The 15031-nt window shown below is 63.7% G+C and carries 16 protein-coding genes; 6 read left to right on the forward strand and 10 right to left on the reverse strand.

The features are described from left to right. Positions 1-9: 9 nt before the first annotated feature. Entirely contained in the window at positions 10-318 is a 309-nt protein-coding gene (locus HWE01_RS05950) for an ElaB/YgaM/YqjD family protein (RefSeq protein WP_008333001.1), read from the reverse strand. Between the two features lie 228 nt (positions 319-546). Continuing rightward, the gene (locus tag HWE01_RS05955) at positions 547-1701 is read right to left on the reverse strand and encodes a gamma-glutamyl-gamma-aminobutyrate hydrolase family protein (protein WP_241821305.1); all 1155 of its coding nucleotides are present in this window, start codon (positions 1699-1701) and stop codon (positions 547-549) included. A gap of 255 nt (positions 1702-1956) precedes the next feature. On the opposite strand from HWE01_RS05955, the gene kefF reads away from it, so the two are divergent. Both kefF and kefC read left to right on the forward strand, forming a co-directional pair. Then, positions 1957-2520 (forward strand): glutathione-regulated potassium-efflux system oxidoreductase KefF, encoded by a 564-nt coding sequence (kefF, locus tag HWE01_RS05960; RefSeq protein ID WP_241821306.1) that lies wholly within the window; start codon positions 1957-1959, stop codon positions 2518-2520. Positions 2521-2590: 70 nt separating this feature from the next. Beyond that, a complete protein-coding gene (gene kefC, locus HWE01_RS05965; protein WP_241821307.1) occupies positions 2591-4429 on the forward strand; it encodes a glutathione-regulated potassium-efflux system protein KefC in 1839 nt (612 codons plus the stop codon). A gap of 154 nt (positions 4430-4583) precedes the next feature. Here the strand turns inward: kefC and HWE01_RS05970 are convergent, their stop codons facing one another. The 5 genes from HWE01_RS05970 to HWE01_RS05990 all read right to left on the reverse strand — a co-directional run bounded on the left by HWE01_RS05970 (position 4584) and on the right by HWE01_RS05990 (position 9615). After that, the gene (locus tag HWE01_RS05970) at positions 4584-6068 is read right to left on the reverse strand and encodes a DegQ family serine endoprotease (protein WP_008333008.1); all 1485 of its coding nucleotides are present in this window, start codon (positions 6066-6068) and stop codon (positions 4584-4586) included. Between the two features lie 172 nt (positions 6069-6240). Next, positions 6241-7575: an ATP-binding protein gene (locus tag HWE01_RS05975; protein ID WP_008333010.1), complete on the reverse strand. Its 1335-nt coding sequence runs from the start codon at positions 7573-7575 to the stop codon at positions 6241-6243. Then, positions 7572-8228 (reverse strand): response regulator, encoded by a 657-nt coding sequence (locus HWE01_RS05980; protein WP_008333012.1) that lies wholly within the window; start codon positions 8226-8228, stop codon positions 7572-7574. The genes HWE01_RS05975 and HWE01_RS05980 overlap by 4 nt, the downstream gene beginning before the upstream one ends. Positions 8229-8249: 21 nt before the next feature. Next, entirely contained in the window at positions 8250-8444 is a 195-nt protein-coding gene (locus tag HWE01_RS05985) for a DUF2905 domain-containing protein (protein ID WP_008333015.1), read from the reverse strand. A gap of 10 nt (positions 8445-8454) precedes the next feature. Then, complete coding sequence (locus HWE01_RS05990; RefSeq protein WP_241821308.1) at positions 8455-9615, reverse strand: class I SAM-dependent methyltransferase; 1161 nt, start codon at positions 9613-9615, stop codon at positions 8455-8457. 36 nt (positions 9616-9651) lie between these two features. Here HWE01_RS05990 and HWE01_RS05995 point away from each other — a divergent pair, with 36 nt between their 5' ends. The 4 genes from HWE01_RS05995 (at position 9652) to HWE01_RS06010 (ending at position 11651) form a co-directional block, all read left to right on the forward strand. After that, positions 9652-10419 carry an SDR family oxidoreductase gene (locus HWE01_RS05995; protein WP_241821309.1) on the forward strand — a complete coding sequence of 256 codons (768 nt, stop codon included), beginning with the start codon at positions 9652-9654 and terminating at the stop codon, positions 10417-10419. 18 nt (positions 10420-10437) lie between these two features. After that, a complete protein-coding gene (locus HWE01_RS06000) occupies positions 10438-10827 on the forward strand; it encodes a dihydroneopterin aldolase (RefSeq protein ID WP_008333021.1) in 390 nt (129 codons plus the stop codon). A 126-nt stretch (positions 10828-10953) separates the two neighbouring features. Further along, positions 10954-11247 (forward strand): type II toxin-antitoxin system HigB family toxin, encoded by a 294-nt coding sequence (locus HWE01_RS06005; protein ID WP_241821310.1) that lies wholly within the window; start codon positions 10954-10956, stop codon positions 11245-11247. Positions 11248-11258: 11 nt separating this feature from the next. Beyond that, positions 11259-11651: a helix-turn-helix domain-containing protein gene (locus HWE01_RS06010; protein ID WP_241821311.1), complete on the forward strand. Its 393-nt coding sequence runs from the start codon at positions 11259-11261 to the stop codon at positions 11649-11651. A gap of 80 nt (positions 11652-11731) precedes the next feature. On the opposite strand, the gene HWE01_RS06015 is transcribed toward HWE01_RS06010, so the two are convergent. The 3 genes from HWE01_RS06015 to HWE01_RS06025 all read right to left on the reverse strand — a co-directional run bounded on the left by HWE01_RS06015 (position 11732) and on the right by HWE01_RS06025 (position 14984). Beyond that, on the reverse strand, positions 11732-12364 hold the full coding sequence (locus tag HWE01_RS06015) for a YitT family protein (RefSeq protein WP_008333023.1): 633 nt from the start codon (positions 12362-12364) through the stop codon (positions 11732-11734). Next, positions 12357-13547 (reverse strand): amino acid aminotransferase, encoded by a 1191-nt coding sequence (locus HWE01_RS06020; RefSeq protein WP_241821312.1) that lies wholly within the window; start codon positions 13545-13547, stop codon positions 12357-12359. Before HWE01_RS06020 ends, HWE01_RS06015 begins: the two co-directional genes overlap by 8 nt. Before the next feature lie 120 nt (positions 13548-13667). Continuing rightward, positions 13668-14984 carry an MFS transporter gene (locus tag HWE01_RS06025; RefSeq protein ID WP_175343953.1) on the reverse strand — a complete coding sequence of 439 codons (1317 nt, stop codon included), beginning with the start codon at positions 14982-14984 and terminating at the stop codon, positions 13668-13670. Between the last annotated feature and the right edge of the window lie 47 nt (positions 14985-15031).

Below are 15031 nucleotides of genomic sequence, written 5' to 3' on the forward strand. Positions count from 1 at the left end.
GCGCGGCGCTTACTTGCTGCGACCGATGACCAGGCCCACCAGCAGGCCCAGGCCTGCCGAAATGGCCACGGCACGCCACGGATTCTCATGGACGTAGTCGTCGGTCTTGGCAGCGACTTCCTTGCCCTTCTCGATGGCGGCGGTCTGGGCGGTCTGGGCTGCTTCGGCAGCGGCCTCCAGGAGGGTCAGGCCGCGTGCGCGCAGCTCGTCAGCCTTTTCGCCGGTGGCGGCGGCGGCTTCGGCGAACAATGCCTGGGCGTCCTTGACCAGTGTCTTCATGTCATTGCGAACGGTCTTCAATGCGGGGGATTGAGGCATGTAAATTCTCCTTTTTTGCCGGTGATGAAAAAGACAAGCAAGTCGCCGCTCCCTGAACGCTGCACCTCGACAGATGCTGCATTGCGACGACCTTTTGATTCTACAGAGTCCGCAACGAAGCGGATAGCGCATTGCAGCCATGCTGCAAAGGCGATGCAGCTGGCTTGCGCCAGCGCAAAGAGGGTTCGATGACGCCGGCGGGCTTAGGTTCCGGCCAATCCGGCAGGATCAGAAACGGGTTTCGCGTGCTGCCCGCAGGAAACTGTCCAGAATCGGCGTGCAGTCCAGCAATTCGGGACCGCCGGCCCGGTGGAATTCCGGGTGCCACTGCAAGCCCATGACGAACGGCGCCTTGCGATAGCGGATCGCCTCCACGATCTGGTCCGGCCCCGACACGGCCTCCACCGACAGATCCCGTCCCAGGTTGTGTACCGCCTGGTGGTGGATGGAGTTGACGACCGCATTGTCGGTCTTGACCATGCCCGCCAGGGACGAACCCTGCGGGAAATGCAGGGCGTGGTAATTGCTGTCGTACTGCTCGTTGACGTGCGGGATGGCGGTGGGCACGTCAGTGGCAATGTCCTGGTAGAGCGTGCCGCCGAAAGCCACGTTGATCAGCTGGCAGCCACGGCAGATACCCAGTACCGGCTTGCCGGCCTCGATGAATTCATGCAGCAGTTCCAGCTCGTACATGTCGCGCACGCGGTCGCCGCTCCATTCGGGGCGGGTCGCGGCCTGCGCATAACTCTGCGGCGAAACGTCGGCACCGCCCTGCAATACCAGGCCATCCAGATGCTTGGCATAGTCACGCAGGCGGATGTTGCTGGGGTGGACCAGGCCATTGGTATTGACGGTCGGGATCATGAACACCAGCACGTCACGCGACATCACCCATTGCGCGATCGATTCTTCCAGGTACTGCAGGGTCTTGCTGCGCAAGCCCTTGGCGCCGCTCTCAGGATGGAAGATGCGTGCCGACACGCCGATCTTGAGGGTACGCTGCATGACGCGGCGCCCGGCCTTGTCCGACAGCTGGCGCAGGCGCGCCGTCAGGAAGCGCCAGGTCTGCGCCCAGGGCGCATCGCCCGCATGATGGGGCGGCGGCAAGGAGGTGTAGACGCTCTGCTGCGCCTGACCTGTCGCCTGGGCCTCGGTCGCCTCGGCAACGGTTTGCGCGCCCGGTCCCGGCTGGGCCGGCGTGGTCGGGGTCCCGGCCGTTGCCGCTGCGGCTACCACCGTGGTAGCCGGTGCGACGGAAGGCTGTGCAGGCGTCTGGGAGGCGGCCGGCGCCCCGGAGGCATCGGCGGAGACTGGCTTGGCCGGCGCCGCACCCGGGGTGCGGTCTGGCGGCAGGTTGGCTTCGGAATCTTGGATGTCGGACATGGCTGCAATAAGTGATCAGGATGAATGAACTGCGGCCAGTGGCATCGTCGGCAAGCTAGCCGGCGATGGCGCGACGGGCCCGGGGAGTGGCTGAGTATAAGCGCATTGCCCGGCTTTGGACACCTGCCCGCCAGACAGTGGGCGAGCAGTTTCATACAAGCCGGCCCATGTGCTTTCATGGCACACTCCCTTTGCTCATCATGGCAGACAACACAAAGGCCACGCATGTTCCGGCCATTTGCGCCGCAGCCGCAAGTGTCCGCCCTGCCCGCCACCTACCTAGCCCGCACCGCCACCATGTCCAAGGTCCTGATTCTGTATGCCCATCCCGCCGCCGAGCTCTCACGCACCAACCGCCTGATGCTCCAGGCCGCCGCGCGCCTGCCCGGCGTGACCGTGCATGACCTCTACGAGCACTACCCCGACTTCCACATCGATGTGCCATACGAGCAGCAGTTGCTCAGTCAGGCCGAACTGATCGTCATGCAGCATCCCATCCACTGGTACAGCATGCCGCCCCTGCAGAAGCAATGGCTGGACAGCGTACTGGCGCGCGGCTGGGCCTTCGGTCACGACGGCCATGCGCTGGAGGGCAAGCGATTCTGGCTGGTGGCCTCCACCGGCGGTGAGACGGCGTCCTACCAGAGCAGCGGCCGCCACGGCCATCACTTCGCCGACTTCCTCCCGCCCTACCAGCAGACCGCGCGCCTGTGCGGCATGCAGTGGGTGGAGCCGCTGATCCTGCATGGCGCCCATCACGTCCCGCCGGTAGCGTTCCAGCACCATGTGGATCGCTACCTGGAGGGCCTGCAGGCATGAGCCACGCCGCTGCTTTCTCACCAATCCTCGCGCCTGCCCGCGCGACTGCTTCAACTGACCGGACCTCACCATGGATGAACAACTGCTGATCGCCCTCGTCTACCTGCTGGCGGCGGTGGCGGCCGTGCCAATCGCCAAGCGCCTGGGACTGGGCGCGGTACTGGGCTACCTGCTGGCCGGCATCGTCATCGGCCCGTGGGGACTGGGGCTCATTACCGAGGTCAAGCACATCCTCGAATTTTCTGAATTCGGCGTGGTACTGCTGCTGTTCCTGATCGGTCTCGAACTGGACCCCAAACGTTTGTGGGCCTTGCGCCGTTCCATCTTCGGCTGGGGCAGCGTGCAGGTGGCCGCCGTATCGCTGGCCCTGTTCGCCGCTGCGCTGGCGGCGGGGGTACCGTGGCGCATCGGGCTCATCGGCGCGCTCGGCATGTCGCTTTCGTCGACCGCCATCGCCCTGGCCACGCTGGGCGAGCGCAAGCTCACCGCCACGCCGGCAGGCGCGGCCGGGTTTTCCATCCTGCTGTTCCAGGACATCGCCGCCATCCCCATGATGGCCGCCGTCCCCCTGCTGGGCGTGGCCGCCAGCCAGGGCAGCGGGCAAGGCTGGCTGCATGCAGGCCAGGTAGCACTGGTGATCGCGCTGCTGATCTTCGGCGGGCGCGTGCTGATCCGCCCCATCCTGCGCATCATCGCCAAGACCGACATGCGCGAGATCTTCACCGCCTTCGCCCTGCTGCTGGTCATCTCCACCTGCCTGCTGATGCAGTCGGTGGGCATGTCGATGGCGCTGGGCACTTTCCTGGCCGGCGTGCTGCTGGCCGATTCCGAATACCGCCATGCACTGGAAAGCGACCTGGAACCCTTCAAGGGCTTGCTGCTGGGTCTGTTCTTCATAGCCGTGGGCATGTCGGTGGACTTTGGCGTCTTCCTCGCCCAGCCCTGGCGCATCCTCGGCATGGTGGCGGGCTTCCTGACCATCAAGACGGGGGTGATGTGGTTCCTCGGACGCTGCTTCGGCATCCCGCGAGGACAGCAATTATTCTTTGCCTTCCTGCTGTCGCAGGGCGGGGAATTCGCCTTCATCGTCTTTGGCGCCGCCGTCACCGCCAAGGTACTGCCCCCGGAGGTCTCCTCCATGCTGGTGGTCGTGGTGGCACTGTCGATGCTGGTCACGCCGCTGCTGTTGCTGGTGCATGACCGCCTGCTGGTGCGCTGGCTGGAAGGCGGCAAGCGCCGCCCGGAAGACCGGATCGGCCCGCAGGACAATGCCGTCATCATCGCCGGCTTCGGACGCTTTGGCCAGATCGTGGGACGTCTGCTGGCAGCCAACGACATCGGCGCCACAGTGCTGGATCATGATCCGGACCAGATCGATTTCCTGCGCAAGTTCGGCTTCAAGGTGTTCTATGGCGACGCCACCCGCATCGACCTGTTGCGCACCGCCGGTGCCGACAAGGCCAAGGTCCTGGTGATCGCCATCGACGATGCGCAGGCCGCACTGGACATGGTGGAAAAAGTGCGCGAGGAATTCCCGCACCTGCAGATCGCGGCCCGTGCCCGCAACGTCACGCACTACTATGACCTGATGGACCGGGGCGTTACGGTACTGGAACGCGAGACTTTCGAAAGTGCCCTGCACATGGGGCGACAGGTGTTGCAGCAACTGGACTTCGGCGCCTATCGTGCGCGCGAGGCCGCCATGAAATTCCGCTCTCACAATCTGAAAACCCTGGCAGCGCTCTACCCGCACTACAAGGACCAGGCACAGATGGTATCGATGGCCGTGCAGGCCCGCGAAGAATTGCAGGCCATGTTCGCCGGTGACCGCGAGGCCATGGAGCGCGACCATGCGCATGACCAGTGGCGCGAGAAACCAGCAGCAACTTCGCCATCGTCGGCAGAATAAAAAAAGGCCGGACACGCTTGCGCACATCCGGCCAAATCCCTCACTGCTTACTGCTTACCACTTACTACTCACTACTCACTGCTTACTGCTCACCGGTACTACTCACTGCTAAACCTCAAGACTTCAACGACGTCGATCGCATGAACCGTCCGGATCAATTCAGCGTCAGCGGGACGAAGATCTTCTCGTCACCACGTTCCACCAGCAGGGCCACGTTCTTGCCTGCCTCGCTGGCCAGCTTGCGCAGTTGCGCCACACTGGAGACCGGGCTGCCGTTGAGCGCCAGGATCACGTCACCGCTCTCGATGCCGGCGATGGCCGCAGGACCACTGGCATCTTCCACCAGCAAGCCCTTCTGTCCGCCCAACTGGGCCTGCTCATCCTTGGTCAGCGGGCGTACCGACAGACCCAGGCGTCCCTGATCATCGGACTTGCCGGGCTTGGCCTCGTTCTTGGCCTGCTTCATTTCGCCCACGGTCACGTTCAAGGTCATCACCTTGCCGCCGCGCATGACCTGCATCGGCTTGTTGCTGCCCGGTGCGGTATCGGCCACCAGAGTGGGGAGGTCCACCGAATGATTGATGGCATGACCATCGAAACTGAGAATCACGTCACCCGCCTGCAGACCCGCCTTGTCAGCCGGGCTGCCCTTTTCCACCGAACTGATGAGTGCACCCTCGGCCTTCTTCATGCCGAAGGATTCGGACAAGGCCTGGTTCAGATCCTGCACCGAGACCCCCAGCCGTCCACGGGTCACCTTGCCGTGCGTGACCAGTTGCTGCTCGACCTTCATCGCCACATCGATGGGGATGGAGAAGGACAGCCCCTGGAAGCCGCCGGTCTGGCTGTAGATCTGCGAGTTGATACCGATCACCTGCCCGTTCAGATCAAACAGCGGCCCCCCGGAGTTGCCGGGATTGACGGCCACATCGGTCTGGATGAAAGGCACGTAGTTGTCGTCCGGCAGGCTGCGCGACTTGGCGCTGATGATGCCGGCCGTGGCGGTGTTGTCGAAACCGTAGGGTGAGCCGATGGCCAGGACCGGCTGACCGACCTTGACCCGGGAAGGATCGCCGATCTGCACCGTCGGCAGGTTCTTGGCATCGATGCGGATGACGGCGATGTCGCTCTGCTTGTCAATGCCCAGCACCTTGGCCTTGAACTCGCGGCGGTCGGTCAGCTTGACCACCACTTCCTGGGCACCATCGACCACGTGGGCATTGGTCAGGATCAGGCCATCGGGCGAGATGATGAAACCGGAACCGAGTCCGTGCATGATGCGCGGCTGCTGCGGCATCTGCAGCTGCGGGCCGAAGCGCTTGAAGAATTCGGAGAAGGGATCGTTGGGATCGAGGCCGTTGTCTTCATCATCGGACACCTTGCGGGCCTTGCCGGTGACACTGATGTTGACCACGGCCGGGCCATAGCGCTGGACGATGCCCGAGAAATCGGTCGGCGCCGCGACCACCGGTCCGGCCGGGGCAGCGGACGCGGTGCTGGAGGCCACCACCGGGGCGTTGAGCGCGGCCGCGTGCGCCGACGGCAGGTCGACGCCGCGAAAATAGACGTAGCTGCCGCCGACCACTGCGGCAATCATGACGGCCAAAGTGTTACGAACAAAAACGATACGACGGCTCATCTTCTTCTCCTTGATCGAACGGGATATCGATGGCTGAACCCTGGCAGCGCCGCTTGCAGCGCCTGTTGGCCTCAACCGTTGGAGTGAAGATTAAGCAGTGAAAATTAAGAGAAACTTAAGGCTGAAAAAAGCAGCATTCATCTGCGCTTAATGCTCGCCGGCTGCCATCCCCTCAGGACTTCAGCAGCGTGAACACCACCCGGGCCTGCAGGCCATGCCCGGTATTGCGCAAGTCCACCGGCAAGCGGTGCAGATCGGCAATCTGGCGCACGATGGCCAGCCCCAGCCCGCTACCGAAAGCACCCCGCGCGCTGGTCTGCTCCTGGCTACGCCTTGCCCGATAGAAGCGGTCGAACACGCGCGGCAGTTCGCTCTCTGCGATCCCCGGCCCGCTGTCCTGGATCACCACCGTGCACTGGTCGGCCGCGCCAAACTCGAAGCCGACATCGACCACACCTCCCGTCGGGGTGTAGCGCAAGGCATTGTCCACCAGATTGTTGAAGAGAATGCGCAGGGCGTCGGCGTTGCCCTGTACCCGCAGCGCACGACCATCATCACCCTGTTCCGACAGACCCAGATCGATGCCACCATGCTCGGCTACCGTGGACAGGTCCCCCACCACGCTGCCCAGCAGTGCGCGCAGGTCGACCTCGGCAAAACCCATGGCATCCGGCTCCTGGCGCGCCAGAGTGAGCAGCTGGTGCACCAGATGAGTGGCGCGCTCCAATCCGTTCTTCAGGTCGTCGAAGGCTGCGCGTCGCTCCTGTTCATCGGTGGCGCGCTCGGCCAGTTGGGCCTGCAGACGCAGGGCCGTCAGCGGCGTGCGCAATTCATGGGCGGCGTCGGCGACGAAGGCGCGCTGCGTTTCGGTGGCGTGCTTGAGGCGCGTGAGCAGATCATTCAAGGCATGCGTGAGCGGCTGTATCTCCTGGGGCATGCCCACGTCCGACAAGGGTTGCAGCGAATTCATGTCGCGCGCCGCCACTTCGGCGGCGGCCTTGCGCACCGGCGCCAGCCCCCGGCTCACCGCCACCCACGACAGCACACCGATCAGCGGGAACAACAACAGCAAGGGCACCACCGTCTTGACCGCCATCTGCGCCGCGATCTCGTCGCGCGCACTCTGCGGCTGGGCCACCTGCACCACGGTACTGCCGATCTGGGCGCTGTAGACACGCCACATGCCATTGGGTCCGCGCACATTGGCAAAGCCCAGTTCGGCCTGGCGCGGCATGGCACCGCGCGCATGGGAGTGATAGATGACTGCGCCGCGACTGTCCCAGATCTGCATCATGATCTCGTCTTCCAGCTCGGGGAATTGCTGGCCGGGAGAGATGGGAGAAAATGCCTGGCGCGGCAGCGAGGCCGCGATCTGACGCATCTGATAATCGAAGATCTGATTGGCTTCGCCGCGCGCCTGGAAGTACAGCGCCACCCCGGCCATCACGATGATGGAAAACAGTCCCAAGCCCAGCCACAGCAACAGCTTGTTGCGGATCGATTTCATGCCGGCACCAGGTAGCCCACGCCGCGCACGTTCTTGATGAAGTCGCTGCCGACCTTCTTGCGCAGCGCATGAATGTGGACTTCGACGGCATTGCTCTCGATGCTGTCATCCCAGCCGTAGAGTTTTTCTTCCAGCTGGGCGCGCGAGAGCACCACACCGGGCCGGTCCATGAAGGCATGCAGGAGGGTGAATTCGCGCGCCGACAGGTTGACCGGCTTGCCGCTCACGGTCACTTCATGGGTGGCCGGATTCAAGACCACCTCGCGCACCTGCACCAGGCTTTCGGCGCGTCCGGCCTGGCGGCGCGAGAGGGCGCGCATGCGGGCCGAGAGTTCTTCCAGGTCGAAGGGCTTGATGAGGTAATCGTCGGCACCGGCATCGAGTCCGGCCACGCGGTCGGCCACCGCATCACGGGCCGTGGTGATGAGGACGGGAATGACGCTGCCCCGTTCGCGCAGGGTGCGCAGCACGGCCAGGCCATCCTTTTGCGGCAGGCCCAGATCCAGCAGCAACATGGCGTAGTCCTCGGCGCGCAGGGCGACGTCGGCCGACTTGCCATCCTGCACCCAGTCGATGGTGAAGCCATCCTGGCGCAAACCCTTGCGCACGGCCTCACCCACCATGGGATCGTCTTCCACCAGCAATACGCGCATGTCTACAACTCCTGATCGGACTCAGAGAATCTTCGCCAGCAGGAACACCACCATGGAAATGAGGATGGTCGAGGCGAAGGGCAGCGAAAAGATGCGGCCGAACAAACGGAAACGCAAGTCCCCCGGCAAGCGCCCGATGCCCAGCTTTTCCAGCCAGGGCAGCAAGGTCGAGAACACGATGACCGAAAGAAAGATGACGACGATCCAGCGAATCATGCGTGGCTCCTCACAGGCGATGAGTGCGGTCATGGCGCAACATGCGCGTGGGCCACTCAACGTTCTTGCCGACGGCCAGCACCTTGAAGAGCTCGCCCATCTCGGCCGGGGAAATCAGTTTCTGCATGCCGTTGGCCAGCGGCAGATAACGCAGGCTGTCCTCGGGCGAAGTACGCAGCAGCAGCTCACCGATACCGGCATTGAGCAGGAAGGCACCCTGGCTGGTGTAGGCCAGCACTTCAGCCCCCTCTTCCACGGCGGCCACCGCCATGGCCGTGAAATCCACGTGCGCGGTGATGTCCTGCAAGCCCGGCCAGTAGAAGGGATCGGTGTGGGCGTGGTGGCGATAGTGGCACATCAGCGTGCCCTGGTCGCGATCATGCAGATAATATTCTGCGGCGGGGAATCCGTAATCCGGAAGGATCGCCAGCGCGCCGGGACCGCTGGCCAGCATGCGGCCCAGCGTGCGCATGAAGCCGATGGCCACTGGCGACAGTTCGGTGAGATAGCCGGTCGGCAATGCGTCGGCATCAGGAATCTGCGCCACCGGCAGATCGCTCGCGGCGCGGTCCGCAAACTGCAGGCGGCCCGTGGCATCGACCGTGACGCCACGTTCCTGCCAGCCATTTTCGGCCTTGATGGCCAGGCGCACCGGCATGGCATCAAGCACTTCATTGCCGACCACCACGCCCGAGAATGTTTCCGGCAGGGCATCGAGCCACTCGACCAGCGGTGCGAAGGCGGCCAGGGCTTCCTGCTGGCGGGCGCGCAACTGGGCCGAGATTTCCACGATGAAATATTTCTCCGGCAGGGCGCCGCGCGTCTGCAATTCGGTGAGGATGTCGCGCGCCAGCTTGCCGGTGCCGGCACCGAATTCCAGCAGCACATTGGCCACCTGCGGACTGGATGCGATCACTTCGGCAGCCAGATGGGCCAGGGTCGCGCCGTACAAGGGCGAGATTTCCGGGGCGGTTGTAAAATCCCCTTCCTTGCCCAGTTTGGAAGAACCCCCGCTGTAATAGCCGACCTGCGGCGCATACAGGGCCAGTTCCATGTAACGTTCGAAGGAGATCCAGCCGCCGGCTGCGGCGATCTCGTCCGCAATCAGGTGCTGGAGGGTCTGCGAGGCGGACTGTGCGTCAGCGCCGGGTTCGGGTAGTTGCAGTTGCATGGGCCGTATTGTATTGGACTATTGGAAACCGGGAACATGACTTCATCCTCTTCTGCAGGCGTTGCGCTGGTCACCGGCGCAGCACGCCGTATCGGCCGTCACATCGCCCTGGCCCTGGCGCGCGCTGGCTGGGACGTGGCGGTCCACTACCACCGCTCGCGCGAGGAAGCCGACACGCTGGTGCGCGAGATCGAAGCCCTGGGCCGGCGCGCCCTGGCCGTGCAGGGCGAGCTGGGCGACGAAGCCCAGGTGCGCTCCCTGCTGCCCCAGGCCGCGCCGCTGGGACGCATCACCTGCGTGGTCAACAACGCCTCGCTGTTCGATTACGATGACGCCGCCAGCTTCGGCAACGACCGCCTGCTGCGCCACATGAGCGCCAACGTCGGCGCTCCCGTGCTCTTGGCACAGGCCTTGTTCGAGGCTACGCCGGAGGGGCAGCAGGCCGTGGTGATCAACCTGCTGGACCAGAAACTGTACAATCCCAATCCCGACTTCCTGTCCTACACCCTCTCCAAGGCCGCCCTGCACAGCGCTACCACGCTGCTGGCACAGGCACTGGCGCCCAAGGTGCGGGTGGTCGGCGTGGCCCCCGGGCTGACCATGGTCTCGGGCGACCAGACCGAGGAGCAGTTCGACAAGGCGCACACGGTCACCCCACTAGGCCGTGGCAGCACGCCCGAGGACATTGCCGCTGCGGTCTGCTACGTCGCTTCGGCGCGGGCCGTGACGGGCACCACCCTGCTGGTCGATGGCGGCCAGCATTTGCTTCCCCTTTCGCGCGACGTCATGTTCGTGGCGAAATAACCTTAATTTTTTCTGATCATGCTCTTTCTCTCCCATCCTTCCCTGCAAGATTGCCGCCGCCTGTTCCTGCGCAACTACGAGGTGTTCATCAACATCGGCGTGCACGAGTTCGAAAAGAAGGGTGAGCAGCGCATCCTGATCAACGTCGACCTCTACGTCCCGCTGGCCGAGACCACCCCGACCGCCGACCACCTGGACGAAGTGGTGGACTACGACTTCATCCGCTCCACCATCGCCGAGCGCATGGCGCGCGGCCACATCCATCTGCAGGAAACCCTGTGCGACGACGTCATGACCGCCATGCTGGCCCACCCCAAGGTGCGCGCAGTGCGGGTGTCGACCGAGAAGCCGGATGTGTATCCGGATTGTGATTCGGTGGGGGTGGAGACTTTCCGGATCAAGGCTTGATTTCCATTCCACAAATTGCTTTACCCGACTGGCCCCGCTTCATGCGGGGTTTTATTTTTTCGAGATCCGGGCAGAGTTTGCCCTCACCATCCCGCTACCAAGGTGGTAGCATGTTACGGTGTGCCGATGCGCATCATTGCCCTCTCCACGCTACGGACTTTCTGGACCGCCCACCCTGCTGCGGAGACCCCTCTGCGCGCTTGGTACGGGCTGGCCAGCCGGGTGAACTGGAAGACACCGGCCGACATCAAAGCCGCTTATCGCAATGCCAGTTTCACAAGAAACAACCGTGTGGTGTTCAACATCAAGGGCAATGACTACCGCCTAGTCGTCGCGGTGCGTTATGACAAGGAAGTGATCTACATCCGCTTCGTCGGTACGCATCGCCAATACGACGACATCGATGTGGAAACGATTTGAAGGAAGCTCACATGCAACTCAAACTGATACGCACCCGCAAGGATTACCGCGCCGCGCTGGCTGAAGCAGAACGGCTGTGGGACGCGCCTGCCCGCTCGGAACAAGCCGACCAGCTCGATGTGCTCACCCTGCTCATCGCCCATTACGAGCGCGCGCACTACGCCATCGATGACCCTGATCCCATCGACTTCCTGCTGCACGTGATGGAAGCACGCGGCCTCTCGCGCAAGGATCTGGAGCCTTATCTCGGACCGCGTGGCCGCGTCTCCGACATCCTCAACCGGGTGCGCCCGCTGACCCTCGACATGATCCGCAAGCTCAGCGCCGGCCTCCATCTTCCGGCGGATCTGCTGATCAAGCCTTACCCTGTGAAAGCGGCCAGCTGCGATTTGTTGCACGCCTGAACTAACTCACGCAAAAAAAAATGCCGCCCAGTCTGCACTGAACGGCATTCATTCCGGCAAGGCGATCCCGCCTTCCCTCCTTACATTCCCATATACCTGCCCGCCCGGTGATTCAAGGCAATCACCAGATTGGCCGTCACCGCCCCGAGGATGGACGCCAGCAGCACGCGCGGCGTCACCACGAACAGCGAACACAGAACGATCACCACATCCACGCCCATCTGCAGCTTGCCCGCGCGCAGGCCGTAGCGGTCCTGCAGGAACAGCGTCACCACATTGATGCCACCCAGGCTGGCACCATGGCGGAACAGCATCACGAAACCCACACCCATCAGCAGTCCACCCAGCACCGCGCTGTAAAACAGGTCCAGCTTGGCATAGCCGATGAAATGCGGGTGCATCAGCGAAAAGCCCGACACCAGCGCCACCGCACAGAAGGTCTTGCCGGTGAAGCGCAAGCCCATGCGGCGAAACGCGAAATAGTAGAACGGGATGTTGATGGTGAAGAACACCACGCCAAAGGGCAGCCCCGTCAGGTAATGCGTCAGGAAGGCCAGGCCGGCAGTGCTGCCGGTCAACAGGCCTACCTGGCTGTACATGTTCACCGCCAGCGAGACAAAGAGCGTACCGGCCACCAGGGCCAGCACGTCCTCATAACTCTTGTGGCGCAGGTCGGCCGCAGAAACGGCGGCCTTGCTTGCCACTTCAGCCACGCAGCACCTCGGCCATGGTCTCGGCCACGCGTGCAACGTTGCTGTCGTTCAAGCCCGCCACGCAGATGCGGCCGGTGCCCACGGCGTAGACGCCGAACTCGTCACGCAGGCGATCGACCTGGGCCGAGGTCAGGCCGGTGTAGCCGAACATGCCATTCTGGCGCAGCAGGAAGGAGAAGTCCTGGTCCGGCACCGCGCTCTTCAATTGCGAGGCCAGCTTGACGCGCATGTCACGCACGCGCACGCGCATCTCTTCGACTTCGGCACGCCATTGCGTGGCCAGCTTGTCGTCGCCCAGCACATGCGCCACCAGCAGCGCGCCATTGCGTGCAGGGCTGGAGTAGTTGCGGCGCACGGTCAGCTTGAGCTGGCCCAGCACGTTGGCGGCCTGACCCGCTTGCGGGCAGAACACCGACAAGGCGCCGATGCGCTCGCTGTAGAGCGAGAAGATCTTGGAGAAGGAGTTGGAGAGGAAGAAGGGAATCTGGCGACGCACCGCTTCACGCACCGGCCAGATGTCCTCGTCCAGGCTCTCGGCAAAGCCCTGATAGGCCAGGTCGAAGAAGGGCAGCAGGCCGCGCTGCTCGACCACGGCGATGATCTGCTCCCACTGCGCGCGGGTCGGGTCGACGCCGGTCGGGTTGTGGCAGCACGGGTGCAGCAGTACCACGGCGCCCTTGGGCAGGCTTTGCAGCTTGTCCAGCATGCCGTTGAAATTGAGGCCCTTGGTCTGGGCATCGTAGTAGGGATAACGCTCGGTCTTGAAGCCCGCACCTTCGAAGATGCCGACGTGGTTGTCCCAGGTCGGGTCCGGCAGCCAGATGGTGGGCTGCGGGAAGAAGCGCGCGATCAGGTCGGCACCGACCTTGAGTGCCCCCGACCCGCCCAGGGTCTGGACGATGGCCAGGTGCTCGGAGGACGGCAGATCAGCACCGAAGAGCAGTTTGGCCACGGCCTGACGATAGGCGGCATGACCTTCCATGGGCAGATAGACGTAGGGTGCGCCGATCTCGGCCACCGCAGCCGAAGCGGTGCGCACGGAGGGCAGCACCGGCACCACGCCACGGCCATCGGTGTAGATGCCGATGCTCAGGTTGACCTTGTTGCTGCGCTCGTCGCGCTGGAATTGTTCCATCAGGCTCAGGATGGGATCGCCGGCATACGGCGGGAGATGCGAAAACATGAGGACCTCGTCAATGTGGGAAAACGCCGGTGCCGGCAGCGTTGAACTTGTCCGGCAAGACCGCCATGGTAGCGCGGCACGGGAAAAAATTCCCGTGCCGTGTGCCACCTGTGCGTTTTTTCACAGGTATTTTTTCAGGCGGAAGTGATAAATGCTCACGCACACCAGGCTGATGGCCGCGCAAATCATCAGGTAATAGCTGGGCGAGACCGGGTTGCCGGTCCTGCCCACCAGCCAGGTCACCATGAAGGGGGTGAAGCCGCCGAAAATGGTGGCCCCCAGGCTATAGCTGATCCCCATGCCGCGCACCCGCGTGGCCGGCGGGAAGATCGAGGACAGCACCACGCCCAGCGAGCCGAAATACACCGCCTTGAGGATGCCGGCCCAGATCATGATGGCCATCATCACCCACACCGTCGGCACGGCGATCACCCAGACGAACGATGCGTAGATGGTGGCCAGCGTCAGCACCGTGGACACCACCATGATGCGGGTCCGGCCCACGCGGTCAGCCAGCATGCCCATGAAGGGTGCGCCAATCATCAGGATGGCACCGGTCACGGCGGCAGCGGCAAAGGCAGTCGATTGCGGCAGATGCAGTTGCTTGATGGCAAAAGTGGGCATGTACAGCAGCATCAGGTAGGTGGCGGCGGTAGAGACCGAGAGAATGCCCATGGCCACCAGCACCCGCGTGAGCTGCAGGTCCCAGCTGGCATCGTCCTCGCCAGCCACTTGCACCTTCTTCGCCATCGGCACTTCATCGATATGACGGCGGATGTACAAACCCACCGGCGCGATCAGCAGACCGAAGGCGAACGGCAGACGCCAGCCCCAGGCGGCGATCTGCTCGGGCGTGAGCCACTGATTCAACAAGAACCCGGCCAGTGCCGCCATCAGCGCGGCGGCGCCCTGACTGGAGAATTGCCAGCTGGCCATGAAGGCGCGGCGCTTGGAGCCGGTCTCGGTGAGCAGAGCAGTGGCCGAGCCGAACTCGCCGCCGGCCGACAGCGCCAGCAGGATGCGCGCCACAAGGATGCCGATGGGCGCAGCCACGCCGATGCTTTGGTAGGTCGGGATGACGGTGCAGATGAGGGTACCGACCACCGTCATCGAGAGAGACACCAGCAGCGCCGGCTTGCGGCCGACCTTGTCGCCATACCAGCCCAGCAGGATCGCACCCAGCGGACGGAACAGGTAGGACAGGCCGAAGGTGGCAAAGGTCACCAGCAGCGAGACCGTATCGTCCCCGGTGGGAAAGAAGAGTTTGGAGATGGTCACCGCAAAGAAGCCGTAGGCCACGAAATCGAACCACTCCAGCGCATTGCCGATGGAGGAGGCGACGATCAGTCGCCGCGTGCGCGCGGCCGACATCGGCGCGGGGGACGCTTCTGCTGCTGGAGAAATTTCCGGTGTTGCCGAGGGTGACGCTGCGTTCATGGTCGTGTTCCCGTTGGAAGATGGACTGCGCTGGCTTGCGTTCGCGA

The sequence above is a fragment of the Herbaspirillum sp. C7C8 genome, assembly GCF_022627875.1.
Classification (GTDB): Bacteria; Pseudomonadota; Gammaproteobacteria; order Burkholderiales; family Burkholderiaceae_D; genus Herbaspirillum.